Origin of the sequence: Arthrobacter sp. W4I7 (assembly GCF_030816215.1) — a bacterium.
Classification (GTDB): Bacteria; Actinomycetota; Actinomycetes; order Actinomycetales; family Micrococcaceae; genus Arthrobacter; species Arthrobacter siccitolerans_A.
In genome coordinates, this window is record NZ_JAUSXU010000001.1 from 3,507,936 (window position 1) to 3,533,178 (window position 25,243).

The window sequence follows — 25,243 nt, forward strand, 5'->3', positions numbered from 1 at the left end:
CCTGAAGGGACTGGGGCGCGCTACCCGGCCGGCGGCCGGCCGGTGCCGTCCCATCCCCGGTGCCGCAAGGTGCGGGTGGCAATCAGCGACCCGCCGATAAACAGCACTCCCAGGACCACGGTGGCCACGCCCGCGTAGAACCAGGCACCGCGGCCGAAGATCATCAACGCCGCGCCGAGGATGCACAGTCCTTTCGCGGCGATGTCCAAGTACAGCTGCGCCTTTGGAGAAGCCATATCTCCACGATAAGCCCGGTTTCCGGGATGGCCCGCTTACTCCGTCCGCTGCCTCCACAGCAGGAACACACCGAAGGTCACCACGCACAGGACCAGCATCGCCAGGACCATCCGGGCCCAGTTTTCCTGGTGCACGCCGTCGGCAGCGAACACACCGATCATCACGGTGGCGGTAATCGCGCCGACATACCGGCACGTCTGGTAAATGCCCGCCGCAACGCCCCGCTCCTGTGGCCGGGTGGAAACGAACATACCCTGGTTGGTGGCGATGCTCACCGTTCCGTACGGGACGCCCATCAGCGCTGTCAGCACCACTACCAGCGGGATCACCAGGGTGCCGGTCAGCAGCCACATCAGCGCCGCCACCGCTGTGAGGAGGACGACGCCGGCAATCAGCACGCGGCGCACGCCGAACCTTCCCATTGCCTTGACTGCCCAAGGCGTGGCCACCACGGACATCGCGGCGAGCGGCAGCATCAGCAGGCCGACGACGCCGGGGTCGTAGCCACCTGCCTCCTGCAGCAGCTGGGGCAGGCCGAAGAAAACAAAATAGTAGACACTGCTGAACACCGCGAAGCCCAGGTACACGAGCATCAGCGGCCGGTTGCGGCCCAGCAGCCTCAGGTCCAGGAACGGCCGCTTGAAGCGCAGCTCACGCCAAGCGAACACGGCAGCGATGACCGTGCCGGCCGCCAGCATCCACCAGCGGTATCCCGGCGCCACATTCAGGGCCGCCATCATCACCAGGAGCAGGGCTGAAACGAAAGCCAGGATCCCGGGGATGTCCGAGTCCCTGACGAGCTCGGCCACGCTGCCATGCTCCCGCGCCTTGTCCTGCGGGGCCGCCTGCCGCACTATCAACAATGCGGCCAGCGCGAGCGGGACGTTGATCAGGAACAATGCTTCCCAGCCCACGAAGCTCACCAGCAAGCCGCCGACCACCGGACCCACGGCTGCTGCCGAGGTGTTGGCCATTTGCAGCCGGCCCAGCGGCCGGGCGGCGTCAACCTTCGCGCGGTGGGCTATCGCCCCCACCATCACCACAGCGCTGGGATAGGCCGTGGCGGTGCCCAGCGCCATCACGGCCCGGGCCACGCAGAGCAGGGCGAAGTTCGGGGCGAGCGGCGCCAGGGCGCAGGTGACGGCGACCAGTGCCATGCCCAGCATAAACATCTGCCGTGGACCGAACCTGTCGGCCAGCCGGCCCATTACCGGCTGCCCGGCGGCCGAGGCCAGGTAGAAGGAGGTGACCACCCAGGTGACGGCGGCGACGTCGAGCCCGAAGTCGCCGCGGAGCACCACCAATGCCACGGCGATCATCGAGGAGTTGAGGGGGTTCAGTGCCGTGCCCAGGCTGAGGCCGGCGACGGCCAGGGCAGTCCGGGGATTGTTGCTCACGGAAACAGTCTTACCCACCCGCGCGGGCGTTAACGACTTTGATGACCCCTAGGACGCGTTGTTCCCCGCCTGGACAGGAGGAAAGAGGGCCTTTTCCACAACCCCGGTCAGCTCCCTGATGACCTCTGCCTGCCCGTCATCTTCCGTACCGTCGGCATTCTCCGTGTAGATCACCAGCACAAAGGTGGAACCACGGTAGGCCAGGACGGCGGCATCGTGGAGTTCGCCGTCGATTTCCCCGTATTTGTGGAACACCTCAATGCCGGCCTGGGAGCCTCCCGGGATGAGTTCCTCGTTGTTGGTGTCCTGCATGTAGCTCAGCAATTCGGCCGTGTTGTCCGGGTTCAGCAGGTCCCCGGCATATAACTGCTTCAGGACCAGGGCCATCTCGGCGGGGGTCAGGAGGTTCTCCTCCGGGTCGTAGGTCACGCCGATGGATGCAGCGTATTCAATCAACTCCTGATAGCCCACAGCATCCATCAGCAGCAGCCACGAATCGTTGTTGCTCTCGTTGATCATGGCTTGGAGCTGGAACGCCGCGTCGTAGTCCCCCAGCGGGTCGTCCAGGGCCGCCTCGCCGGTTTCCACCAGGTGGTAGTAGGCGGCGGCAGTGATGATCTTCGCCGTGCTGGCGGCGGTGAAGTCCTCCTGGTTGCCGAACGTGAGCGCGGCGTCACCGGAAATGTCGGCCAGGGCCAGTCCGATCCGGTACTCCGAATTCTCATCGAGGAGGGACTGGATTTTGTCCTCCAGGGAATCCGGGGCTACAGCCACCGGAGCCTCGGGAGCAGCTGCCGGAACCGGGCCGGATGTGCCACCGGGCGGTCCTGACCTCACGACGGCCAAAACAACGACGGCGGCGATCACCAGCGCCACGGCGGTGAACAGCAGGGCCAGCCTCTTCCGCGCATGGCGGGGCGCAGGGATAGCCTGGCGCGCCGCACGCATCTTTTGGTCCACCGACATAGGGCTCCTGTCCCGACTCAACAATCCGATCCGCATCCTGCGGGCCCCAGTGCACGCGATGCGATGCTGATTAGATCATTGAAGTTTGGGAGCTGCCTGTAAGGCATGCGGAAGCGGCAAATCTGTCGCTCCGTGATCCGCACCCGCTTATGGTCGTGGCACCGCCGAACCCCGGGGTGCAATGACCGTTAGCGGGTGCGGGCAGCCAATGCCGTGTCCAGGAACTCCAGGTGGGCCGGGGCGACGGGGACTATGCTCTCCGCGTATTCCGGGTGCTTAGTGAGGAATTTCTTGATGAAGGGGCAGACCGGAACGATTCCCAGCCCCGCACCGACCGTCTCGTCCAGGGCCGCCGTCGCGAGCTGGCCTGCCAAACCCTGGCCGCCGTATTCCTCATTGATCACGGTGTGGTAGAAAATCCGCTGTGGTGAGCCTCCGGCGTCGTACTCCTTGTACGCTGCCTTGCCGATCACGTTCCCGGTGTCGAGGATTTCGAAGCGCTCGCGGCCGGCGTTGTGGCGGACGGTGATGTCACTCAAGGGGACTCCTTCGATGCGGTGTGTGGCTGTTCTTCCAAAGCCTAACCCGGCCCGGGTTGCCCTTATTTCCGCATCCAGTTTCCTTGAAGAACCACCGTCCGCCGTGCCCTACCGCCTTAGCTCAGGTAACCGTTCGGATTGAGCACATACTTGGTGGCCGCACCGGCATCGAATTCTGCGTAACCCTTCGGCGCTTCCTCCAGCGTGATGGGCTTGGCATTCACGTTCTTTGCGATGCTCACCCGGTCATTGAGGATGGCCATCATCAACTGCCGGTTGTACTTCATCACCGGGCACTGGCCCGTGGTGAAACTGAGGGATTTGGCCCAGCCGGTGCCCAGGCTGAGGCTTAGCGCGCCCTTCTTGGCGGCCTCATCAATCCCGCCGGGGTCACCGGTGACGTAGAGGCCTGGGATGCCCAGGGCACCGCCGGCCGCAGTGATCTCCATCAGCGAGTTCAGCACAGTGGCGGGAGCCTCCTCTGCGTTCTTTCCATGACCATGTCCCCGGGCCTCGAATCCCACCGCATCCACGCCGCAGTCCACTTCGGGTACGCCCAGGATCTGTTCGATCTGCTCCGCCGGGCCGCCCTGGCTCAGGTCCACGGTTTCGCAGCCAAAGCTGCGTGCCTGCGCCAGCCGGTCCGCGTTGAGGTCCCCCACAATCACGACGGCGGCGCCCAGCAGCTGAGCGCTCGTTGCCGCTGCGAGGCCGACAGGACCAGCGCCCGCCACATAAACGGTGGACCCGACACCGACCCCGGCGCTGATGGCGCCGTGGAACCCGGTGGGGAAAATGTCCGACAGCATGGCCAGGTCGAGGATCTTCTCCATAGCCCGGTCCTTGTCCGGGAATTTCAGCAGATTCCAGTCGGCGTATGGCACCAGGACGTAGTTGGCCTGGCCGCCCACCCAGCCGCCCATGTCCACGTAGCCGTAGGCGCTGCCCGGCCGGTCCGGGTTTACGTTCAGGCAAATACCGGTCTTGCGTTCCTTGCAGTTCCGGCATCTGCCGCAGGCGATGTTGAACGGCACCGAGCAGAGGTCGCCGACTTTGATGAACTCAACGTCGCGGCCCACCTCCACCACCTCTCCCGTGATCTCGTGGCCCAGCACCAGATTCGGCGGTGCGGTGGTGCGGCCGCGCACCATGTGCTGGTCCGAGCCGCAGATGTTGGTGGCCACGGTTTTGAGGATCACACCGTGGTTGACCGCACGCCCCACGTTCGCCGGGTTCACGCCGGGCCCGTCCTTGAGTTCGAAGCTGGGGTAATCGATATCGATTACTTCGACCTTGCCTGGTTCCTTGTAGGCAACGGCTTTGTTCCCTGTCATTTGTTTCTCCTGTAGTCAGGCCGGCCCGGTAGGGCGGCCGTGATCCTGGGTAGGTGAAGTACCCCTGCAGGGTCCTGCTTCGATCGACAGGCAACTTCCATGTTGCGAGTGATCCGATGCCGAACGTTCTCGTGCCGGCTTGGCTTGAGCCGGCTGATCTTGCCGAGGCTCCTGGGCTGGGGTCCGCCCAGTCTAGGCAGGGGCCGGTGGCAGTGCCAGAGTCGGAAGGGAGCTGCTCTACCCTCTTTGCGATTAGGGGTTTTAGGGGCCCGATGACTTCCGCGGCGAAGCCTTGTAGTGTCAGCACCGGAAACAGCGAGTTGCGGCCAATGTTGACGAAGGAGCAGACCATGGCAGTCAGTGACGACGAAGCACAGGTCCTGGACCAGTGGAGCAACAGGCTTGCCCAGGCGCTGCAGATCCTCGACCTTAAGGTGGACAACGAGCTGCTCCTTGACCTGGCCCGGAGGTCCGCCGACTCCGTGATCCACCCGGCCGCGCCGGTCACCACCTTCCTGGTGGGTTACGCCGCGGGCCTGGAGGCCGGGACCGGGAGCACCGGGTCAAGGGAAGCATCCAGCGCGGCGGTGGCACGGGCAGCGGGCATTGCCTTCGGCCTCTGCGAGGACGGGCACGACGGCGGCCCTGCGGGCAAGGGCTGGGCTGATACCGCCCAGTAACGGCGGCCCGGTGATTGAGCCTGTCGAAATCCACCCCGGTGATTGAGCCTGTCGAAATCGAGCCCGCAAAAGCGCAGGTTCGGAAGGCTCAGCCACCCGCTATCCCGCGGCCGTTGGCTCCTCTTCCAGCACCAGCAACGGCTCGAGCTTCACGATCACGGCCTTGGAGGCCGGCGTCTGGCTGCCCTCGGCCACGCTTTCCAGGGGAACCAGGACGTTGGCCTCGGGATAGTAGGCGGCGGCGCACCCGCGGGCGGTGGGGTAGGACACCACCCGGTACTTTCGCAGGACGCGCTCCGCGTTGTCCGGGTAGACGCCCCAAATGTCCACATGCTGCCCGTCCTCAAGCCCGAGTTCGGTGAGGTCCGCCGGGTTCACGAACACCACTTCCCGGCCCTTCTTGATGCCGCGGTACCGGTCGTTGTGGCCGTAGATGGTGGTGTTGAACTGGTCGTGTGAGCGGATGGTCTGCAGGATCAGGGTACCGGCCGGCCGCTCCACATGTTCGAGTTCATTAACGGTGAGCATGGCCTTGCCGGTGGGGGTGTTGAATGTTCGCGAGTCCCGGGGCCCGTTGGGCAGGACGAAGCCGCCCTCCTGCCGGATCTTCCGGTTGTAGTCCTCGCAGCCCGCCACCACGCGGGAAATGTGGTCCCGGATCAGGTCGTAGTCCTTTTCGAAGCCGGCCCAGTCGGCCGCGATCCGGTCCCCCAGCACGCGCTGCGCGAGCCGGCTGACGATCGCCACCTCGGAGAGCAGCCCCGGCGCCACCGGATCAACCGTGCCGTGCGAAGCGTGCACGGCACAGACGGTGTCCTCCACGGACACGAACTGCGGGCCGGACTCCTGCCGGTCGATCTCGGTGCGCCCCAGCGTGGGCAGGATCAAAGCCTCGGCTCCGGTCACGGCGTGGGAGTGGTTGAGCTTGGTGGAGACCTGGACGGAAAGCTCGGTGTTTTCCATCGCCGCCTCGGCGGCACGGGTGTCGGACATGGCTCCGACAAAGTTGCCGCCAACGGCCATGAATACCTTGATGCCGCCGTCGCGCATCTGCCGGATGGTTTCCACCGCGTCTGCCCCGTGCTCCCGGGGCGGATCAAAGCTGAATTCCCTGCCCAGCGCGTCCAGGAAAGCGGGCGGCATCTGCTCCCAGATGCCCATGGTCCGGTCCCCCTGGACATTGCTGTGCCCACGGATTGGCGAGGCGCCGGCACCGGGTTTGCCGATGTTGCCACGGAGCAGCAGCAGGTTGATGATCTCCTTGATGGTGGCCACGGCCTTTTTGTGCTGCGTGATGCCCATGGCCCAGGTGATAATCACCTTGTCCGCATGGAGGTAGCGGTCCGCCAGTTCGTCGATCTCCTCCGAGCGCAGCCCTGTGGCCTCAAGGACGGCCGCTTCGTCCAGCATGGCAAGATGTGCCTTCAGTTCCTCAAGCCCCTGGCAGTGTTCCGCCAGGAACTGATGGTCCAGCACGGTTCCCGGCGCCGCAGCCTCGGCGTTCAGGACCCGCTTGGACACGGCCTGCAGCAGCGCCATGTCCCCGCCCAGCCGGATCTGCAGGAACTGGTCGGCCAGGTCCGTGCCGTGCCCGATGATGCCCTTCACCCGCTGCGGGTTCTTATAGCGCATCAGGCCCGCCTCGGGCAGCGGGTTGACCGCCACGATCTTGGCGCCCGCGTCCTTGGCTTCCTCCAGGGCGGTGAGCATCCGGGGATAGTTGGTGCCCGGGTTCTGGCCCAGGATGATGATCAGGTCCGCTTTTTCAAAGTCGCTGTAGGAAACCGTGGCCTTGCCGACGCCGATGGTCTGCCCCATTGCCCAGCCGGAGGACTCGTGGCACATGTTGGAGCAGTCCGGCAGGTTGTTGGTGCCGTACCCGCGGATAAACAGCTGGTACAGGAACGCAGCCTCGTTGGAGGTACGGCCGCTGGTGTAGAAGGCAGCCTGGTCAGGGCTCGGCAGGGAGCTGAGCTTATCCACGATGATGCCGAAAGCCTCGTCCCAGCCCACCGGCCGGTAATGGTCCTCGCCGGCGGGCTTGTACACGGGTTCGGTGAGGCGGCCCTGCATGCCCAGCCAGTACTCCGACCGCTCCCGGAGTTCGCTGACGGGATGCTCGGCCCAGAACTCCGAAGAAATGACTACCGGCGTGGCTTCCCAGGTGACTGCCTTCGCACCGTTTTCGCAGAACTCGAACGTCTTGCGGTGACCCGGGTCAGGCCACGCACAGCTCATGCAGTCAAACCCGTCCTTCTGGTTAAGCGCCAGCAGGGTTTTCCGCGACCGTTCCAGGCCCATGTGCTCCAACGCGGGCTTCATGGAGTGATAGACGCCGGGAACGCCGGCGGCCCAGGTCTTGGGGTGTCCGGTAACTTCAAGCGCCGCCTCGTCGGCCTCTTCGACCTTCGGATTTTTGCGCGCCACGCTGCATCCTCCTTGCTTGGCCTGGTCCCGAAAATCCACTCCGGAAAATCCAGGGCATGTGCGGTGGGACCAGTTGCTCCCACACTTGTTCAGGGTGACCGGGAAGTCAAGGACAGCAGCGCAGGATGTGCAGAACAAGGGCAGGGAGACTTGTCCACATAGCCGCGGACTCCGACGACGGCGTGTGCCGGCCGGGTTAGGCTGGTTACCTCGGCTGAAGCAAGCGGCCGCAGGATCCACAGTGCGGAGCAGCTCCCTATGTCCGACGATCGTGCCCTCGCCGCCCTGGCGGCGTCCTCCTTCTCCCTGCCCCACCTCCGCGATGGCCAGCTCGCCGGGATGACTGCCCTTGCCGGCGGCCGCGACGTCCTGGCGGTGATGCCCACCGGCTACGGCAAATCCGCCATCTACCAGGTCGCCGCCCTGCACCTGAAGAACACAACGGGACGGCCCGCCGTCGTGGTTTCACCCCTCATTGCCCTCCAGGAGGACCAGCTGGACGGGCTGTCCGGGGACCTGGGTGACGGAGCCGCCGTCGCCATCAACTCCTCCCACAGCGACTCCGAGCTGGACGCCGCGTGGCAGGCGGCGGAATCAGGGACGGCTGCCTTCCTGTTCCTCGCCCCCGAACAGCTCGCCAAGCAGGAAACCGTGGACCGGATCGCCGCGTTGGATATCTCCATATTCGTAGTCGACGAAGCTCACTGTGTCTCCTCCTGGGGCCATGATTTCCGCCCGGACTACCTCAACCTGGGCAACGTCCGCGAGCGCCTGGGCAACCCGCCGGTGGCTGCCCTGACCGCCACAGCATCCCCTCCCGTGCGCGATGAGATCGCGGAGCGGCTGGGCATGCAGGACCCGCTGGTCCTGGTCCGCGGCTTCGACCGGCCCAACATCAGCCTCGATGTGCTCCGGCACCAGGAGGACAAGGGCAAGCGGAAGTCCGTCCTCGAACAGGTGGCGGCGCTGGCCAGGGACCAGGGTCAGGGCCTGCTGTACGCCGCCACCCGCAAGGACACCGAAAAGTACGCGGCCAAACTGGGCAAGGAGGGACTCCGGGCGGAGGCCTATCACGCCGGCAGGTCAGCGGCCGACCGGGAGCGCATCCACGAGCTGTTCCTGGACGACCAGCTGGACGTGGTGGTCGCCACCACCGCTTTTGGCATGGGCATCGACAAGCCGAATGTGCGGTTTGTGGTGCACGCGGACATTCCCGAGTCACTGGACGCGTACTACCAGGAGATCGGCCGGGCGGGGCGCGACGGGGAGCCTGCCTCAGCCGTGCTGCACTACCGCGCCGAGGACCTGGGGCTGCGAAAGTTCTTCGGGACCCACTCCCCCGACCCGGACCGGCTGCTGGCCGTGCTCAAGGTCCTTAAGGCCGCGGGAGGGCCCGCTCCCAAAACGTCGGTGGCTGAACTGACCGGTTTCCCGGGGCGCCGCGTCACCGGCCTGGTGAACCAACTGGAGGAGGCGGGCGCGGTCACCACAGGCAAGCGCGGCATCCGGCTCACCTCCAAGGCCAAGCTGCCCGCGCTGGTCCAGCGCGCCGTCGAACTGGCCGAGGCCCGGCAGCGCGTGGACCAGTCCCGGCTCACCATGATGCGTGCGTACGCGGAAACGGACAGTTGCCGGCGGCAGTTCCTGCTGGGCTACTTTGGCGAGGAGTTGCCGGACCCGTGCGGCAACTGCGACGCCTGCCACGAGACCGCCAGCCAGGCGGATGGGCCCGGCCTGGCAAAGGGTATGCACGACGACGGCGGGCCGGGGTCCGGCGGGCAGGATTCCCCGAATGGGGACGAACCTTTCCCGTTGCAGTCCGCCGTGATCCACAAGGAGTGGGGTCCGGGGCTGGTGATGCGGCACGAGGACGATGTGATTACTGTCCTGTTCGAACAGGAGGGGTACAAGACGCTGTCCCGTACCGCCGTGGTGGAGCATGAGCTCCTCCGGCCTGCTTAGGTAAGCCTGCTGTCGATAGGCTGGGAGGACACTGACGACGAAAGGCCCGCCGCGTGGAAGTACCTTCTTATGTCTGGACGTTGACCATTGCAGGGATTGTTGGCCTGCTGGCTTTCGATTTCTTTTTCCATGTGCGGAAGGCACACACCCCGTCACTGCAGGAATCCGCCACCTGGTCCGCCATCTACGTCGGCATTGCGCTGGTCTTCGGGCTGGGCGTGCTGATGTTCGGCGGGCCCACGATGGGTACCGAGTACTTCGCGGGCTACGTCACCGAGAAGGCGCTCTCCGTGGACAACCTCTTTGTGTTCCTCATCATCATGGCCAGTTTCCGCGTTCCCCGCGCGGACCAGCAGAAGGTTTTGCTGTTCGGCATCGTCTTCTCGCTGATCGCCCGTACGGCGTTCATCTTCCTCGGTGCCGCGCTGATCAACAGCTTCGCCTGGGTGTTCTACATCTTCGGGCTCATCCTGCTCATCACCGCGGGCAACCTGCTGCGCCCCAACAGCCACGACGACGAGTCCGAAGGGCTGGTCGTAAGGCTCGCCAAGAAGTTCCTGCCGGCATCGGAACACTACGACGGCGACAAGCTCTTCACCCTGGAAAACGGCAAGCGCGTCCTCACCCCGATGCTCCTGGTGATGGTGGCTATCGGCGGCACGGACATCCTCTTCGCGCTGGATTCCATTCCGGCGATCTTCGGGCTGACGCAGAACGTCTTTATCGTCTTCACCGCCACCGCGTTCTCGTTGATGGGTTTGCGGCAGCTGTTCTTCCTGATCGACGGATTGCTGGACCGGCTGATCTTCCTTTCGTACGGGCTGGCAGTCATCCTGGGCTTCATCGGAGTGAAGCTCATCCTGCACGCACTGCACGAGAACACGCTGCCGTTCATCAACGACGGCGGCCACGTGAACGTAGTGGAAGTCAGCACCGAAGTCTCCCTGGGCGTGATCCTCGGCGTTCTGGTGGTCACGGTGCTGGCATCCATTTTCAGTCCCAAGGGCAAGGCCAAGAACGCCGTCTCCGGCGCCCGCCGGCACGCCGTGGAGTACCTGGACCTCAATTACGAGACGGACATGGTGGAGCGGGACAAGATCTTCGCCGCCATGTGCCGTGAGGAGAACCAGATCCGCAGATTGCCCGAGAAGTACAAGAAGCTCATCCGCAACGAGACCGAGTTCCTGGACCTGCTGCGGTCCGCCCATGCAGAGCACGACAAGGCCCAGGTCCGGGCGGCCGCCGCGGAGGGCTGACGCGGTCCCCCACACGCACTCAACAGCGGTAGCGGCAACTGCCGTTCTGAAGCGTCAGAACGGCAGTTGCCGCTACTACTTTTGAATGGATTACCGCCCGAGGGCCGCGGCCTCGCTGGCCAGGCTGGAAATCCTGCCCCAGTCCTTGGCCGCGACGGCGGACGCCGGAGTCAGCCAACTGCCGCCGACGCAGGAAACGTTGGGCAGTTTCAAGTAGTCGGGTGCCGTGCCGAGGCTGATTCCACCGGTGGGGCAGAACTGGACGTGGGGAATAGGCGCGCCGATCGCCGCCAGGTAGTTGGGCCCGCCGGCCGGTCCCGCAGGGAAGAACTTCATGGAGTCCAGGCCACTTTCCAGGACCGCCATGACCTCCCCCACGGTGGCCACGCCGGGAAGTACCGGGACGTCCAGGCTGAGCATGGAGGTGAGCAGGGCGGGGGTTACCCCGGGACTCACCAGGAACTGCGCGCCTGCTGCCACGGCGTCGTCGGCCTGTGCGGGGGTGAGGATGGTTCCGGCACCCACCAGGATGTCCGGCACCTCGTTGGCGATCAGTTTGAGCGAGGTCAGGGCGGACTCGGTCCGGAGCGTAAGTTCGATGATCTTCACTCCCCCGTCGGCGAGGGCCCGGGCCAGCGGCACCGCGTCCTGGGGGTCGTCAATGGTGACCACCGGGATGACCGGTGAAATGCGCAGGACGCCGGATGCGTCAGCCATGATTGATCTCGTTTCCCAGGCCTTCCAGCCCGTCGGTCTCAAGGGTGCGGTACCAGTGCAGCAGCAGTTCGGTGAAACCCTCATGCTGTGCCAGGTTCTGGTCGAAAATGGGGCGGAAACCCAACAGCGCAGGAACAACGGTGGCTGCCGTACGGGTCGCGGGCAGCGCGGCCTGAAGTTCTGCGGCCAGAGGATCGTTCAGGTCTGCCGGTGCTGCGGTGGCCACCCGGTGCATCCAGGCGGCAATTGCCAGGGCAGCCCATCGCGGCTGCCGCCCGGCGTCGAGCATCCCACTAATGGTGGGCAGCAGGCGCAGCCCGATCTTCTGGGAGCCGTCGCTGCCCACCTTGGCGGTGGTGTGGCCCAGGGCGGGGTTCGCGAAACGTGCCAGCACGTCGGCGCAGTACCGGTCGCCGTCCAGTTCGGGCGGCAGGGTGATGGTCGGAAGCGCTTCCTCCACCATCATGCTCCGGCAGGCGGTAAGGAAGAGGGGCTCGGCAACGGCGTCGCTGATGGTTTCCTTGCCGGCCGCCAGTCCGAGGTAGGCCAGCATGGAGTGGCTGGCGTTGAGCAGGCGCAGCTTTGCCGCCTCCCAGGCGGCGACGTCGGAGCTGAACAGTGCACCGGCTTCCTCCCAGCGGGGGCGGCCGGCGGCAAAGTTGTCCTCGATGACCCACTGCCTGAAGGGCTCGGCCACTACGGCGGCTTCGTCCCGCAGGCCAAGTTCGCGTTCGACGGCGACAAGGTCGCCTTCGGTAGTGGCGGGGACCATCCGGTCCACCATGGTGCTGGGGAACGTGACGTTGCCTTTCACCCAGGCCAGCAGGGGTTCGCTTTCCACTGCCGGCAGGGCAGCCGCGAACCCACGGACCAGGGTGCCGGTCAGTTCGCCGTTGCCGGGCAGGTTGTCGCAGGACACCACGGTGATCGGCCCCGCGCCGCTGCGGGCCCGCCGCTGCAGGCCCCGGGCGATCTGGCCGACGACGGTCAGCGGAGGCCTCCCTGCCAGATCTGCCTGGACCTCCGGATCGTTACCGTTGAGGATGCCGGTGACCGGATCGAACCGGTACCCCTTCTCGGTGACGGTGAGGGTGACGATCCGGGTTGCCGGCGCTGCGATGCGGTCCACGACGTCCTGCGGGTTGTCCCGGCCGGAGATGGCTTCGACAATGCTTGAGACCACGCGCGCCGGTGCCGCACCATCGCCTCGTTCGGCCACCGTGAACAGCCCGTCCTGGGGTGCCAGCTGCCGGGCCACCGTGTCCGAACGCTGGGTGACGCCGACGATCCCCCACTCAAGGTCACCGGAAGCGAGCATCGCGTCCTCGGTGAAGACCGCGGTGTGGGCACGGGCGAAGGCGCCAAGCCCGAGGTGGACGATTCCAGGCTGCAGCTTGTCCCGCTGCAGCGCGGCCTGCTGCCCGCCGGCCGAGAGCGTCGCGAGGTTCAGGCGTGCGATGACACGGCTCCTTCCACAGCGTTTGCCGCTTTTGCGGACGTGGCGGTCGCGGGGTTTCCAGTCGCGGCGTGCTTGCGGGTCTGCTCGAACGTCGGGATGAACCCTGTTCCGCCCTTGCCGCCCACCACCAGCGAGGATGCCGCTGCACCGTAACGGGCCGCAGTCGGGAAGCTGTCACCGAGCACCAGGCGGGCGGTCAGCGTACCCACGAAGGCGTCGCCCGCCCCGGTCTGGTCCACCACTGCCGGAGCCGGGACGGCAGGGATCCACACGGAATCCCCGTCCCATTCCAGTTGGACGCCTTCCGCACCGCACGTGACGGCCACAAGTTCCGTACGCATGGAGCGGAGTTTGGCTGCCGCTTCCTGTGGTGTGGAAGTCCCCAGCAACATGCTGGTTTCGCCGGGAAAGGAGGGCGTGACCAGGAAAGCTTGCGGCGCCAGCTCGGCAAGCACCGCCGCCGCGTCCTCCACAGTGGTGAGGCGGGGACGGAAGTTGGGATCAAACACAAAGCGCCGGGCGAGGGAGGCGGCTTTGACGACGGCGGCGCGGGACGTCGTCGAAATGGCGCAGGCGATGCCGCCCGCCACCACGGCCCCCGCTGACTGGAAGACGCGGGGGTCGACGTCATCCGGGCCGAGCGAGGACCCGACACTGCCGTTGCGGGCGTAGGAGAATTCGCGCTGGCCTTCGGGGTCGCTGTGCACCAGGTAAACGCCCTGCTGCCCCTGGCGGTACTTCAGGAGGCCCGTGGAGATGCCCAGTTCCGCGATCCTGGCAGCAATCGCCTGGCCCAGGTCGTCGTCGGTCAGCACGGCCAGCAGGCCCACGCTGGCGCCGGCCGCGGCTGACGCGGCTGCCACGTTGAGCGCGTCCCCCGAGATGCCCAGCTGCGCCGGGACGCCGTGGGCGAAGGGGAGGTCGGTGGCTACTTCGACGAGGATCTCCCCCATCACCACCACATCGAAGTTATCGTGCTTGGCGCCGTTCACCAGTCGTGCACCGATCCGTCGAGCCGGCGGTTGACCGGCAGGTATTTCGGGTCGAAGGGGAACCGCGCGGCGGCTTCCTCGTCGAACTCCACGCCGATGCCGGGTGCATCACCGGGGTGCATGTAGCCGTCGTTGAAGGTGTAGGAGGTCTTGAAGACCTCGCCGGCGGGATCCCTGTGGCCCATGTATTCCTGGATGCCGAAGTTGGGGATGCTCATGTCCACGTGCAGGGCCGCGGCGAAGGAGGCCGGAGAGAGATCACCGGCGCCATGCGAACCGGAGCGCACGCCGTACAGGTCGGCGAGGGAGAAGATCCGGCGCAAGTGCGTGATGCCGCCGGCGTGCGAGACGGAGGTGCGGATGTAGTCGATCAGCCGTTCGGTGATCAGCTGCTGGCAGTCCCAGATCGAGTTAAACACCTCGCCAACGGCGATGGGCGTGGTGGTGTGCTGGCGGATCAGGCGGAACGCGGACTGGTCCTCGGCCGGCGTCGGGTCCTCGATCCAGAAGGGCCGGTACTGCTCCAGCGAGGCGCCCAGCCGGCCGGCCTCGATGGGCGTCAGGCGGTGGTGCACGTCGTGCAGGACGTGCACGCCGTAGCCGAACTCTTCACGCACATGCGCCATCATTTTCGGCGCGAAGTCCAGGTAGGCCGTCGTCTCCCAGGTGTCCTCCTGCGGGACGTTGCCGCTGGCCGGCTCGTAGAGCTTGCCGTCCACGGGCGCGATCCCGTAGGTCTTCTCCAGTCCGGGCACGGCGGCCTGGGCGCGGATCGCCTTGTAGCCGAGGTCCAGGTGGTGCTGAAAGTCAGCGCTGAGGTCCTCCACAGTGGAACCGCTGGCGTGGCCGTAGACCATAACACCTTCGCGGGCCGCGCCGCCCAGGAGTTCGTAGACGGGCATGCCTGCGGCCTTGCCCTTGATATCCCACAGCGCGACGTCGATGGCGGCAATCGCGGTCATGGTCACCGGTCCGCGGCGCCAGTAGGCACCCTTGTAAAAGTACTGCCAGGCGTCTTCGATCCGGCGGGCGTCCCGGCCGATCAGCAGCGGGCAAAGGTGGTCGGCCAGGTAGGAGGCTACTGCCAGCTCGCGGCCGTTGAGGGTGGCATCGCCGATGCCGGTGATGCCGTCCTCGGTTTCGATAACGAGCGTGACGTAGTTCCGTCCTGGCGACGAAACCACTACCCGTGCGTCGGTGATCTTCACTGGTGGGTCCTTTTGTGTGTCGGGCATTGCAAGTAGGTAGCAGCAGATGGCGTTTTGAGCCCCCAGAACGCCATCTGCTGCTCCTTGGTTTGGGTCAGGAGAGGCGGAGCATAACCTTGCTGCTGCCGGCGGCAGGGTCCGCGGAGACCTGCATGGCTTCCGCGGCCTGGTCGATGCCGAACTTGTGGGTGATGACGGGTGAGACGTCCAGGCCGTCGGACATGGCCTTGAGCGCGTCGATGATCTCGTCCGCGAACCGGTACGAGCCGATCCACGTGATTTCCCGCGTCACGAGATCCCCGAGGGCGGCCGGAGCCGGGGCTCCGGGCAGGTTGCCCACCTGGACGAGCGTGCCTCCCCGGGCGGTGGCCCGGAGGATGCCGCCCAGGACGGTGGGGATCCCCGTGGCCTCGAACACGAGCTCCACATCCTCCGGCAGCGTTGCTCCGTCGGATAAGTTGCGGACCTCGTCGGCGCCCATGGCCTTTGCGATCCGCAACGAGGCATCGTTGATGTCCGTGGCGATGACGGTCCGTGCGCCGGCGTACCTGGCAGCCGCGACCACCAGGGATCCGATCGGCCCGGCGCCGTTGACCAGCACGTCGCGGCCGGTCAGCGAACCCGCCCGGCCCACCGCGTGAAGTGCGACGGCGAGCGGTTCAGCAAGTGCCCCGCGCAGTGTGTCCACGCCGTCGGGAAGCGGACGGATCTGCGACGCGCGGACCAGCTTCCGTTCGCTGAAACCGCCGTCGGTGTGCGGATCGAAGGCTGCCGATCCGAAGTACCGGATCCGGGGGTACAGGTTAGTCCGGCCGCTGAGCCGTTCCGGCATGATCCCGTCCCCTACGAGTTCCGCGGGATGGACGGTGACCGGCTGGCCGACCTCGAGGTTTTCGACGCCGTCGCCCAGCTGGGCGATCCGGCCCGCCACCTCGTGGCCGAGGACGAGCGGGGACTTCAGCTGGGCGGTCCCGGAGGCGCCGTGGCGCCAGTAGGAAAGGTCGGAGCCGCAGATCCCGCCCCATTCGACGTCGAGGACAACCTCCCCCCGCCCGGCGACGGGCTCGGGGCGTTCATCGATGCGGAGGTCGTTGGCACCGTGGACGACTACTGCTTTCATGCGGCGTCTTCCAGGCGGACCATGTCGCGGCCGCGGACTTCGGGGCCAACAACTGCGGCGAGCAGCGTGATCAGCGAGTAGCCGACGAGCATGGCGGCCAGCGGCCACCAGTGCCCGGTGACGGCAGTCAGCGTGGCGGCGAGGATCGGGCCGATGGCCGTGGCGAGGATCCCGCCGATTTCCTTGGCCAGGGCGAGCTGGGTGAAGCGGGTGCGGGCTCCGAAGAACTCGGCCATGGTGACGCTCTCCATCGAGAAGAGGCTGAGCACACCCAGGTTCAGGCCGGCCACGATCGCGATGGTGACGAGGGTCGGGTTGCCACTGGTGACCATGAGCATCATGGGAATTGCGAAGACGGCGGTGGTGGCGCTCAGGATGATGTACAGGGGCCGGCGGCCGAAGCGGTCGCCCAGGATGCCGACCAGCGGGATGGTGGCGAACCCGATGATCGAGCCAATCATGATGGCCGTTGTGCCGACGGACTTGTTCATGAGCAGGACCGTGACCAGATAGCCAATGAGGAAGGTCTGGATGAGGCCTGAGTTGCCGGCCTGTCCGAAGCGGAGGCCGAGTGCGATCAGGAAGGACTTGCCCTTGCGCTGGTGCAGCGCGGCTTCGATCGTGCTGGTGGACTCGGTCAGGTGCTTGGGCTGGTCTGCTTCGTTTGCTGCGGACGCGTTTACTTCAGCGGCGAGGTCGCGCTTGGCGAGTGCGACGCCATCGACGACGTCCTCACGCTGTTCGAAGACCGGGCTCTCCTTGAGCGAGCGGCGGATCCAGACGGCGAAGATCATCAGCAGGAAGCTTGCCAGGAACGGCAAGCGCCAGCCCCAGGTCAGCAGCTGGTCCTCGGAGAGTACCGCCACCAGGATGGCCCAGAGCGCGGTGGCGGCGAGGGTGCCGGAGTTGGTGCCGAGGCAGACCAGCGAGGAAATCAGGCCGCGGCGGCGGGCCGGGGCGTATTCCGCCAGCATCACGGTGGCGCCGGCGATTTCGGCGCCGGCACCGAAGCCCTGGATCAGTCGCAATGCCACGAGGAGGATGGGCGCCCAGATGCCCACCATGCCGTAGGTGGGCAGGACGCCGATGAGCGTGGTGGACGCACCCATCAGCGCGATGGTGATGAAGAGGACCTTCTTGCGGCCGATCCTGTCGCCCATGCGGCCAAAGTAGACAGCGCCCACGAGGCGGGCAACGTAGCCGACGCCGTAGGTCGCCATCGCAGCGATGAGGCCGATGACCGGGCTGACGTCAGGGAAAAAGATCTTATTGAAAACAATGGCCGCGGCCAGGGAATAAAGCTGAAAGTCCATGAATTCCATGGCGGTGCCCAACCAGCCGGAAACGGCCACCTTGGCCAGGTCCTTGGTGCTGCGGGACTCTGCCTTGGCAGTAGGGGGCGCGATGCTCTCGGTCATCTGTTGCTCCTTTGCAGGCGATGAAAAGGGGGTTTGGGGAGAGTGTGCTTCGAAGATTGCCGCCCTTGGATAAGGGGCAGGTCGCGGTTTTTGGGCCCTACCTGCCGTAGCTTCCAGACTATTCCCGGAAGTGGCATTCGGCCTGCGGATCGGCTGATTTCTTACTACCATACAAGCACTACCATTCTAGTTTGTCAACGGTAGCTACACTGGATACATGGCATCAGGCAAAGGCGAAAAGGCTCCGTCCCCGCGGCTGTCCGTAAGGGACCAGACGCTCGAGACGCTCCGGCGTCGGATCATCTCGCTGGAGCTGCCTCCCGGAGAACCCCTCTCCGAGAATGAACTGGCCCAGGAGATGGGCATCAGCCGCACTCCCGTCCGGGAGAGCCTGATTCTCCTGCGCGAGGAGGGCCTGGTACAGGTCTTCCCGCAAATCGGTTCCTTCGTCTCCTTGGTGGACCTGTCCCGCGTTGCGGAGGCCCAGTTTGTCCGGGAAGCCATCGAATGCGCCTCACTGACTGACTTCGCCGCGGATGCTGACGCCGTGGCTGGCCTTCGGGACATCCTGGCCGGCCAGCGTGAGGCCGAGGCCAGTGGCGACATCGAAGAGTTCTTCCGCCTGGACGAGGATTTCCACCGTGAGCTGCTGCGTTTGGCCGGGCATGAGTCCGCCTGGAATGCAGTCAACTCCGCGAAGGCACATCTGGACCGTGCCCGACGGCTCAGCCTGATCGACACCCGGCCGGTGTCCACGCTGATTGAGCAGCATACCGCCGTGGTCGACGCTTTGGAGGCTCGGAACCTCGCAGATGCGGACAACTCCCTGCGGCTGCATCTTCGCGGCGTCTTTGATGACATCAAGCGGATCCAGGCGTCCTCCCCCGATCTCTTTTCCGACGGAACTGCACGCCGCCCCGTCCGGCGGAATGTGGCCCGCCTGTCCTAGGACGGGGAATTGTCGGCCCCTCTTGCTACGTTTGAATCAAGGCCGGGGGAACCGTCCTCCGGCCCGGCTGTCGATGGGGAGGCCCCGTGTTTTTGCTCGAAGCTGCAACTGCCGGTGCGCTGCCGGACCTGGTGTTTTCTGCCAGCGATCTGGTAGCCGCCAGCGAGTGTGAGTACCGCACGCTCCGGATCCTCGACGAAAAGCTGGGCCGCACCCCCAAAGCGAAATTTGAAGCGGACGAGATGCAGGTTCGCGCCGGTGAGCTCGGCGACAAGCACGAGCACACCGTCCTGGCCAGCCTGATCACCAAGTACGGCGAGTGGGATGCCAGCCGCGGAACGGGCGTCTACTCACTTGACCGCGGGCAGAACCTGCGCGGAGAGCTCCAGGCCAAGCACGCGGAAACCGAGCTCGCCCTCCGCTCCGGTGCCGACGTTGTTTTCCAGGCCACGTTCTTCGACGGCGAATTCCTGGGCTACGCGGACTTCCTTGTCAACGAGGGCGCCGGCACAGGCAGTCCCGGCCGTTACGAAGTCTGGGACACCAAGCTGGCCCGCCATGCGAAGGTGGGTGCCCTGCTGCAACTCGCAGCGTACGGTGACCAGCTCCTCGGGATGGGCCTCGCCCCCTCCCCCACTGTGACCCTGGTCCTCGGAACGCGGGTAGGTGAGGACTGGCTCCGCAGCAGCCACTCCCTCCCCGACCTGCTGCCTGTTTTCCGCGAACGACGCCGGCGCTTCCGCCAGCTGACAGCGGAACACCGGGCCGCCGATACCACCGTCCGTTGGCAGCAGCCCGGCATCGTCCACTGCGGCCGCTGCGACTACTGCGCCGAGCAGGTGCAGAAGCACCGGGACCTGCTGATGGTGGCCGGCATGTCCGTGGTGCAGCGGAGGAAACTGCACGCTGCCGGCATCACCACCATCGACCAGCTCGCAGCCATGCCTGCAGAAGACGCCCGAAACTCCATGGTCCGGCTCCGGGCCCAGGCGCGGATGCAACTGGGCCTTGACGCGCCCGCAGGATCCAGGACGTTCATCAAGGACGGCCAGCCGCACACCGTTTCCTATACAGTCCTGCTGGAGAACACCATTGCATCTATCCCTGCGCCCAGTCCGGGTGACATCTTCTTCGACTTCGAAGGCGATCCGCTGTGGCAGGACCCGGCCACCGGGGCATGGGGTATTGAGTACCTGTTCGGCGTGATTGAGGCTCCGGTTACAAGCGACCCGGTTGAAGGCGATCCCGGCGATCCCGTGTTCCGCCCGTTCTGGGCCCACTCCCGCTCCGAAGAACGCAGAGCCTTCCTGGCCTTCCTGGACTACGTGGAGGCACGCCGGGCCCGCTACCCGGACATGCACGTCTACCACTACGCGGCCTACGAAAAGACAGCCCTGCGGAACCTTTCCCTGGCCCACCAGGCCGGCGAGGACACGGTGGACGCCTGGCTCCGTGAAGGCCTGCTCGTTGACCTCTACGCCACGGTCCGGCAGTCCCTGCGCATTTCCGAAGCGTCCTACTCGATCAAGAAGCTCGAACCGCTGTACATGGGAGACAACCTCCGCTCCGGGGACGTCAAGGACGCCGGCGCCTCGGTGGTGGCCTACGCCGCCTACTGCGCGGCACGCGATGGGGGGAACACGGCCGAGGCGGCGACAATCCTGGCGTCCATCTCGGACTACAACCGGTACGACTGCCTCTCCACGCTTCGACTGCGCGACTGGCTGCTGGAGGTCGCCGGGCTGACCGGCGCGGAACCTCCTTCGGCTACGTCGAAAGCGCCAGCCGGTCTGCCTGCCGTTACTGAAGCCGATGACCGCCCCGCAGCGCCTGACGAGACGGCTGACGCTCCTGAAACTGCGGAGGAACGCCGGTTGCGGGAGTACCTGGCGGGTCTGCCGGACAACCGCCCCTGGACGGACGACGAACGCGCCATCGCCATGGTCGCCGCAGCTACCGGCTACCACCGCCGTGAGCGTAAGCAGTTCTGGTGGCAGCACTTTGACCGGGTGGAAGCACCCATCGAGAACTGGTCGGACCAGCGGAACGTTTTTGTGGTGGCGTCCGCCGAAGTTACCTCCGATTGGGCACTCGCGAAACCACGGGAACGCATGCGCACGCGGATCCTGCGGCTCCAGGGCACTATGACGGAGGGATCGGATTTTCGGGCTGACTCCAGCTGGTGCCGGCTCTACGACGCTCCTCCACCGGACGGCATGGCCGGCCCCGACGCCGCTCCCGGTGCCCGGGCGTTCACGTTTGGAACCAGGATCAGTGAGATCATGCCTGCCCCGGACAACCCCGGACAGGTCGTCATCACCATCGCCGAGCGCGAGTCCGGGAAGGTTGCCGCGTACCCGCACCTGCCGGTAGCCCTCACTGAGGACCAACCGCTGGCCACCGCCAGTATCGAGGCTGCCATCGCCGAGATTGCTGCCGCCGTCGGAACATCGGTGCCGTCGCTGCCTGCCCAGCCGGGACTGGACATCCTGCGCAAGCAGCCCCCGCGCTTCCGAACCCTCCGGCAGCCAGTGGACGTTCCGCACGGGCCCGATGGTTCCGCCGATTACGCCGCCGCCATCACTGGCTCCGTTCGTGATCTCGACCGTTCCTACCTCGCCGTCCAGGGCCCTCCCGGCACCGGAAAGACGTACGTTGGTGCTCATGTCATCGGCCGACTGGTGGGTGAGGGCTGGAAAATCGGTGTGGTGGGCCAGTCGCACAATGTGGTCGAAAACCTGCTGTGCTGTGCCATCGCCACCGGTGGAGTGGAGCCGGCTGTGGTCGCGAAAAAGCTCGCATCCCCGCACGACGTTCCGTGGCAGGGCACCGCTGAGGGCGACGTCGGCAGGTTGTTGGCCTCTCCCGGCGGCTGCCTGGTGGGCGGCACTGCCTGGACCATGACAGGCAAGGAGGTCCCGGCCGGTTCGCTGGACCTGCTGGTCATCGATGAGGCCGGGCAGTTCTCGCTGGCCAATACGCTCGCCGTTTCCCGGTCAGCGAAGCGGCTCCTCCTGCTCGGCGATCCCCAGCAACTGCCGCAGGTCAGCCAGGGCGCCCACCCGGAACCCGTGGACGAATCCGCCTTGGGCTGGCTGGCCGCCGGGCACGCCACCCTGCCGGCCAGCCTCGGCTACTTCCTGGCAGACAGCTGGCGCATGCATCCTGAACTGTGCCGCGCGGTCTCGCAGCTGAGCTACGAGGGAAAGCTCCAATCGGCACCCGCGGCCTCGCTGCGCCAGCTGGAACAACTGCCTCCCGGGGTGGAGACAGTATTCGTCAACCACAGCGGCAACGCCACCGCGTCCAAGGAGGAAGCCGCCGAGGTGGTCCGCCAGGCGCGGCGGCACCTCGGGCTGAAGTGGACGCCGGGCGGGGACAGCGAGTCCCGTCCGCTGGGCCAGGAAGACCTGTTGGTAGTGGCCGCATACAACGCCCAAGTCCACCTCATCCGGAGAGCCCTCGCGGAGGACGGCCTGCCTGACGTCCGGGTCGGGACCGTGGACAAGTTCCAAGGCCAGGAGGCACCCGTAGTGCTTGTCTCGATGGCCTGTTCCGCGGTCAGCGAGGCACCCCGCGGCGCTGAGTTCCTGCTGAACCGGAACCGGATCAATGTAGCGGTCTCACGCGGGCAGTGGCGGGCAGTCATTATCCGCTCCCCCGAGCTCACCAGCTACATGCCGCACCGGCCCGCAGCCCTGGAGGAGTTGGGCGCCTTCATCGGGCTTAGCCCAAGGGATTGAGGCCCTCGCACGAATTGAGTCCCGGACAAGCAGGCGAAGTCAGCGTGCGTTGAAGCCGCGGAAGTTACCCTCAGCTTCGGAAATGGTGTCCTCCACCCGTTCCACCTGGCCGGGTGTCCGGTTCGAGTTCAACCATTCCCGGAGCTCGTGGACCTTCCACTGCGGCCCCTCGGCCACCAAGGCGACCGAACCGTCGTCGAGATTCTTCACCTCGCCGCTGAGGCCCAGCTCTTCCGCCTTGCCCATGGTCCAGAAACGGAACCCGACACCCTGCACCACGCCAAAAACGCGGGCAGTCAGCCGGACCGAACCCGTGTCCGACTGATCAGAAGAATCAGGCACCCCCGATGATGGACCTGCGTGCCTTGCCACGGCGCCTCCCCTCCGTCAGTGCCGCTCCTCCCAAGTAAGTAGCGCCAAGTGTCGTTATGGGGCTCCAAAACGACACTTAGCGCTACTTACTTGGGAGGGCGGAGCTGTTAGTTGATGGTGATGTCGCGGGTGCTGTGGTTGTAGCGGATGGTGACAGTGCCGCCGTCGTGGTACAGCTCATGGTTCGGGCCGTCGAAGGTGCCGAACGCGCCGTAGTTCTCGTCCCAGGACCGGTTGATGGCGATCTTGAAGGTGTAGTGGCCGGCCGGCAGTTCCGCGCTCTTCTTCCAGAGCTGGTCCAGGAAGTCGAACTCCATCTGCGCCTCGTCGTACTGCGGCGCCCAGTTTTCGGGTGCACCGAGGAAGGTGTTGAAGTCGCCCGCAACAGCCACAGCTTCGGGCTGCGGGTGCGTCTCAACGTCCGCGTCCTCGAACGGCTCGGCAGCCGCAGGTGCTGCAGCGTCCGTGGTCTTGGCGGAAGCCTTGCCCTTGCGCACGGCCTTCACCACGGGCTCAACGGCGTCTTCAAGCACCTTCGCTGCCTTTTCCACGGCAGCAGCGGCCTTCTTGGCAGGAGTTTTCCTGGTGGTCTTCTTGGCCTCGGCCTTCGCAGCAACCGGCGCCGCTGTTTCAGGAACGGCGGTGGTCTGGCGGACGAACCCAGCGGGAGCCGCAGGAACCGGAGTGCCGGCAGGGACCGGAGCGCCGGCGTCGAGCGCGGTGGCGAAGGACACCGCGTCCGGGTAGGCGACCGTGGCACGCATGCCGTCCTCGGTGATGGTCCAGCCGGAGCGGCCCTTGACCAGCCAGCCGGCCTTGACCAGCTTGGCTGTGGCGGAAGTCAGCGTCTTGTGCCCGCGGGGAATCCCGCCGCTGAGCAGTTCGGCCTCGTGCTCGTTGAACGGCACGCGTGCCGTAGCCTCCGCGAGGACCTGCCCCGCGTTCAGTGCATCACCGGACCACACGCCTTCGGTCAGGACATCCAAAACGGTCTTGAGTCGAAGGAAGGTGTTTTCTGCGGTGGACTTGGCCATGATTCCCCTTTTTATAAAAGCGATCGGTCTTAGGCATCTTGCCAACTGCCCGTTACATCGCGCGACTTAATACGGTTAACTCTGCGTGTCGTGACCGACTATGAAGCGGACATTCCCGGAAGTGAGTCTGGAGTATCGGGTGTAGGGCTTGCTGCATAACCCTGGAGTGCGTTCACAGCTGCCGCCCTGCACCCCTCCGGACACGCCTGCGGCACCCAGTTTAGCTGCATGTGGGCGCGGTTGTTGCCTGTGACACAACTGGCGTCAGCGGACCGCGTCGAGGCCGTTCAGTTCTGCCAGCAGTTCCGCCTTCCGCTCCTCCGATGCGAAGGACGAATGAATGGAGTTGGCGGCGAGCCTGGCCTTGTCGAAATCGGAGAGTTCGAACACGGCGTCCAACTGGCTGAAGTTGTCGTCCACATAGCCGCCGAAGTAGGCCGGGTCATCAGAATTGACCGAAACGTTCAGGCCCGCGGCGAGCATGGCGGGCAGCGGGTGGTCGGCCAGGGTGTCAACCGCGCGCAGCCGAACGTTCGACAACGGGCAGACGGTCAGCGGGGTCCGCGCGTCCACCAGGCGTTCCACCAAGGCAGGATCTTCCATGCACCGGATGCCGTGGTCGATCCGCTCAACGCCCAGGACATCGAGGGCTTCAAGGATGTACGACGGCGGCCCCTCCTCGCCCGCGTGCGCGGTCAGGCGCAGGCCCGCTTCGCGGGCTTTGGCATAGAGCCGCTCGAATTTCGACGGCGGGTTCCCTACCTCCGCCGAGTCCAGCCCCACCGCTCCGATGGGCGCGTTCATTGCCAGCAGACCGTCGAGGACTTCCAACGCGGATTCCTCGGAAAGATCCCGCAGGAAAGCTGCGATCAGCATGGTGGAGATCCCGAAGTCTTCCTGGGAGGTGGCCAGGACGGAAGCGACGCCGTTGACGCAGGTCTTCAAGGGGATGCCGCGCGAGGTATGGGCCTGCGGGTCCATCATGATCTCAGCGTGCCGAACCCCGGCAGCAGCGGCGCGCTCCAGGTAGGCATAAGTCATGTCGGCGAAGTCTTCCTCCGTCTGCAACACGGCCATGTTGGCGTAGTACAGGTCGAGGAAGGACTGCAGGTCCGTGAACTCATACCGCGCCCGCAACTCATCCAGCCCGGAGTACGGCAGTGTGATGCGGTTCCGCTCGGCCAGCGCAAAGATCAGTTCCGGCTGCAGCGTCCCCTCGATATGAAGGTGCAGTTCGGCCACCGGGAGGGGCTTGGCGTGCGTCTCCGGCTCGACTGCGTCAGGTTCGGTCTCAGGCACGGCACTGCTGCCTGCATAGTTATCCATCCGGTCAGGATAGTGCCCCGACCGGATTCGCGTCTCGCTTGGCAATGAGGCACCCAGCAAACCACCAGCTTGCACCCAGAAAAGATCTCAGTTTGATAACGGCACTG

Annotated in this window: 20 protein-coding genes; 5 read left to right on the plus strand and 15 right to left on the minus strand. The window is 65.7% G+C overall.

What is annotated here, in order from left to right:
- Window positions 1-20 precede the first annotated feature (20 nt).
- The 5 genes from QF047_RS15800 to fdhA form a co-directional block, all read right to left on the minus strand.
- Window positions 21-236: a hypothetical protein gene (locus QF047_RS15800; protein ID WP_307279042.1), complete on the minus strand. Its 216-nt coding sequence runs from the start codon at window positions 234-236 to the stop codon at window positions 21-23.
- A 36-nt stretch (window positions 237-272) separates the two neighbouring features.
- Window positions 273-1,634 (minus strand): MFS transporter, encoded by a 1,362-nt coding sequence (locus tag QF047_RS15805; RefSeq protein ID WP_307279044.1) that lies wholly within the window; start codon window positions 1,632-1,634, stop codon window positions 273-275.
- A gap of 48 nt (window positions 1,635-1,682) precedes the next feature.
- Complete coding sequence (locus QF047_RS15810; protein WP_307279046.1) at window positions 1,683-2,600, minus strand: serine hydrolase; 918 nt, start codon at window positions 2,598-2,600, stop codon at window positions 1,683-1,685.
- Window positions 2,601-2,788: 188 nt separating this feature from the next.
- Window positions 2,789-3,139: a GNAT family N-acetyltransferase gene (locus QF047_RS15815; protein ID WP_307279048.1), complete on the minus strand. Its 351-nt coding sequence runs from the start codon at window positions 3,137-3,139 to the stop codon at window positions 2,789-2,791.
- 116 nt (window positions 3,140-3,255) lie between these two features.
- The gene (gene fdhA / locus QF047_RS15820; protein ID WP_306638327.1) at window positions 3,256-4,473 is read right to left on the minus strand and encodes a formaldehyde dehydrogenase, glutathione-independent; all 1,218 of its coding nucleotides are present in this window, start codon (window positions 4,471-4,473) and stop codon (window positions 3,256-3,258) included.
- Between the two features lie 350 nt (window positions 4,474-4,823).
- Between fdhA and QF047_RS15825 the strand changes: the two genes are divergently transcribed.
- Window positions 4,824-5,153, plus strand: coding sequence for a DUF6457 domain-containing protein (locus tag QF047_RS15825; protein ID WP_307279051.1), 330 nt, complete (start codon window positions 4,824-4,826; stop codon window positions 5,151-5,153).
- 99 nt (window positions 5,154-5,252) lie between these two features.
- Here QF047_RS15825 and QF047_RS15830 read toward each other — a convergent pair whose 3' ends face one another.
- Window positions 5,253-7,580, minus strand: a complete 2,328-nt coding sequence (locus QF047_RS15830) for an FdhF/YdeP family oxidoreductase (protein ID WP_307279054.1) — start codon at window positions 7,578-7,580, stop codon at window positions 5,253-5,255.
- Between the two features lie 258 nt (window positions 7,581-7,838).
- Between QF047_RS15830 and QF047_RS15835 the strand changes: the two genes are divergently transcribed.
- Together QF047_RS15835 and QF047_RS15840 are read left to right on the plus strand one after the other, a co-directional pair.
- Complete coding sequence (locus tag QF047_RS15835; RefSeq protein WP_307279055.1) at window positions 7,839-9,542, plus strand: RecQ family ATP-dependent DNA helicase; 1,704 nt, start codon at window positions 7,839-7,841, stop codon at window positions 9,540-9,542.
- 53 nt (window positions 9,543-9,595) lie between these two features.
- A complete protein-coding gene (locus QF047_RS15840; protein ID WP_307279057.1) occupies window positions 9,596-10,798 on the plus strand; it encodes a TerC family protein in 1,203 nt (400 codons plus the stop codon).
- A 90-nt stretch (window positions 10,799-10,888) separates the two neighbouring features.
- Here the strand turns inward: QF047_RS15840 and eda are convergent, their stop codons facing one another.
- The 6 genes from eda to QF047_RS15870 all read right to left on the minus strand — a co-directional run bounded on the left by eda (window position 10,889) and on the right by QF047_RS15870 (window position 17,712).
- Window positions 10,889-11,515, minus strand: a complete 627-nt coding sequence (gene eda / locus QF047_RS15845; protein ID WP_307279059.1) for a bifunctional 4-hydroxy-2-oxoglutarate aldolase/2-dehydro-3-deoxy-phosphogluconate aldolase — start codon at window positions 11,513-11,515, stop codon at window positions 10,889-10,891.
- Window positions 11,508-12,974: a mannitol dehydrogenase family protein gene (locus tag QF047_RS15850; protein WP_373427814.1), complete on the minus strand. Its 1,467-nt coding sequence runs from the start codon at window positions 12,972-12,974 to the stop codon at window positions 11,508-11,510. The genes eda and QF047_RS15850 overlap by 8 nt, the downstream gene beginning before the upstream one ends.
- Entirely contained in the window at window positions 12,962-13,927 is a 966-nt protein-coding gene (locus tag QF047_RS15855) for a sugar kinase (protein WP_373427815.1), read from the minus strand. Before QF047_RS15855 ends, QF047_RS15850 begins: the two co-directional genes overlap by 13 nt.
- Before the next feature lie 35 nt (window positions 13,928-13,962).
- Complete coding sequence (gene manD / locus QF047_RS15860) at window positions 13,963-15,174, minus strand: D-mannonate dehydratase ManD (protein ID WP_307279062.1); 1,212 nt, start codon at window positions 15,172-15,174, stop codon at window positions 13,963-13,965.
- A gap of 94 nt (window positions 15,175-15,268) precedes the next feature.
- Window positions 15,269-16,294 carry an L-idonate 5-dehydrogenase gene (locus QF047_RS15865; protein WP_307279064.1) on the minus strand — a complete coding sequence of 342 codons (1,026 nt, stop codon included), beginning with the start codon at window positions 16,292-16,294 and terminating at the stop codon, window positions 15,269-15,271.
- The gene (locus tag QF047_RS15870) at window positions 16,291-17,712 is read right to left on the minus strand and encodes an MFS transporter (RefSeq protein ID WP_307279066.1); all 1,422 of its coding nucleotides are present in this window, start codon (window positions 17,710-17,712) and stop codon (window positions 16,291-16,293) included. Before QF047_RS15870 ends, QF047_RS15865 begins: the two co-directional genes overlap by 4 nt.
- Before the next feature lie 217 nt (window positions 17,713-17,929).
- Between QF047_RS15870 and QF047_RS15875 the strand changes: the two genes are divergently transcribed.
- Both QF047_RS15875 and QF047_RS15880 read left to right on the plus strand, forming a co-directional pair.
- Window positions 17,930-18,661, plus strand: coding sequence for a GntR family transcriptional regulator (locus QF047_RS15875; RefSeq protein WP_306638317.1), 732 nt, complete (start codon window positions 17,930-17,932; stop codon window positions 18,659-18,661).
- An 86-nt stretch (window positions 18,662-18,747) separates the two neighbouring features.
- Window positions 18,748-22,404, plus strand: a complete 3,657-nt coding sequence (locus QF047_RS15880; protein ID WP_307279069.1) for a TM0106 family RecB-like putative nuclease — start codon at window positions 18,748-18,750, stop codon at window positions 22,402-22,404.
- Window positions 22,405-22,443: 39 nt separating this feature from the next.
- On the opposite strand, the gene QF047_RS15885 is transcribed toward QF047_RS15880, so the two are convergent.
- From QF047_RS15885 to QF047_RS15895, 3 genes are all read right to left on the minus strand, one after another.
- Window positions 22,444-22,776 carry an acylphosphatase gene (locus QF047_RS15885; protein WP_373427773.1) on the minus strand — a complete coding sequence of 111 codons (333 nt, stop codon included), beginning with the start codon at window positions 22,774-22,776 and terminating at the stop codon, window positions 22,444-22,446.
- Between the two features lie 107 nt (window positions 22,777-22,883).
- Entirely contained in the window at window positions 22,884-23,810 is a 927-nt protein-coding gene (locus tag QF047_RS15890) for a glycosidase (RefSeq protein ID WP_307279071.1), read from the minus strand.
- A gap of 264 nt (window positions 23,811-24,074) precedes the next feature.
- Entirely contained in the window at window positions 24,075-25,136 is a 1,062-nt protein-coding gene (locus QF047_RS15895) for an adenosine deaminase (protein WP_307279072.1), read from the minus strand.
- Window positions 25,137-25,243: the final 107 nt, after the last annotated feature.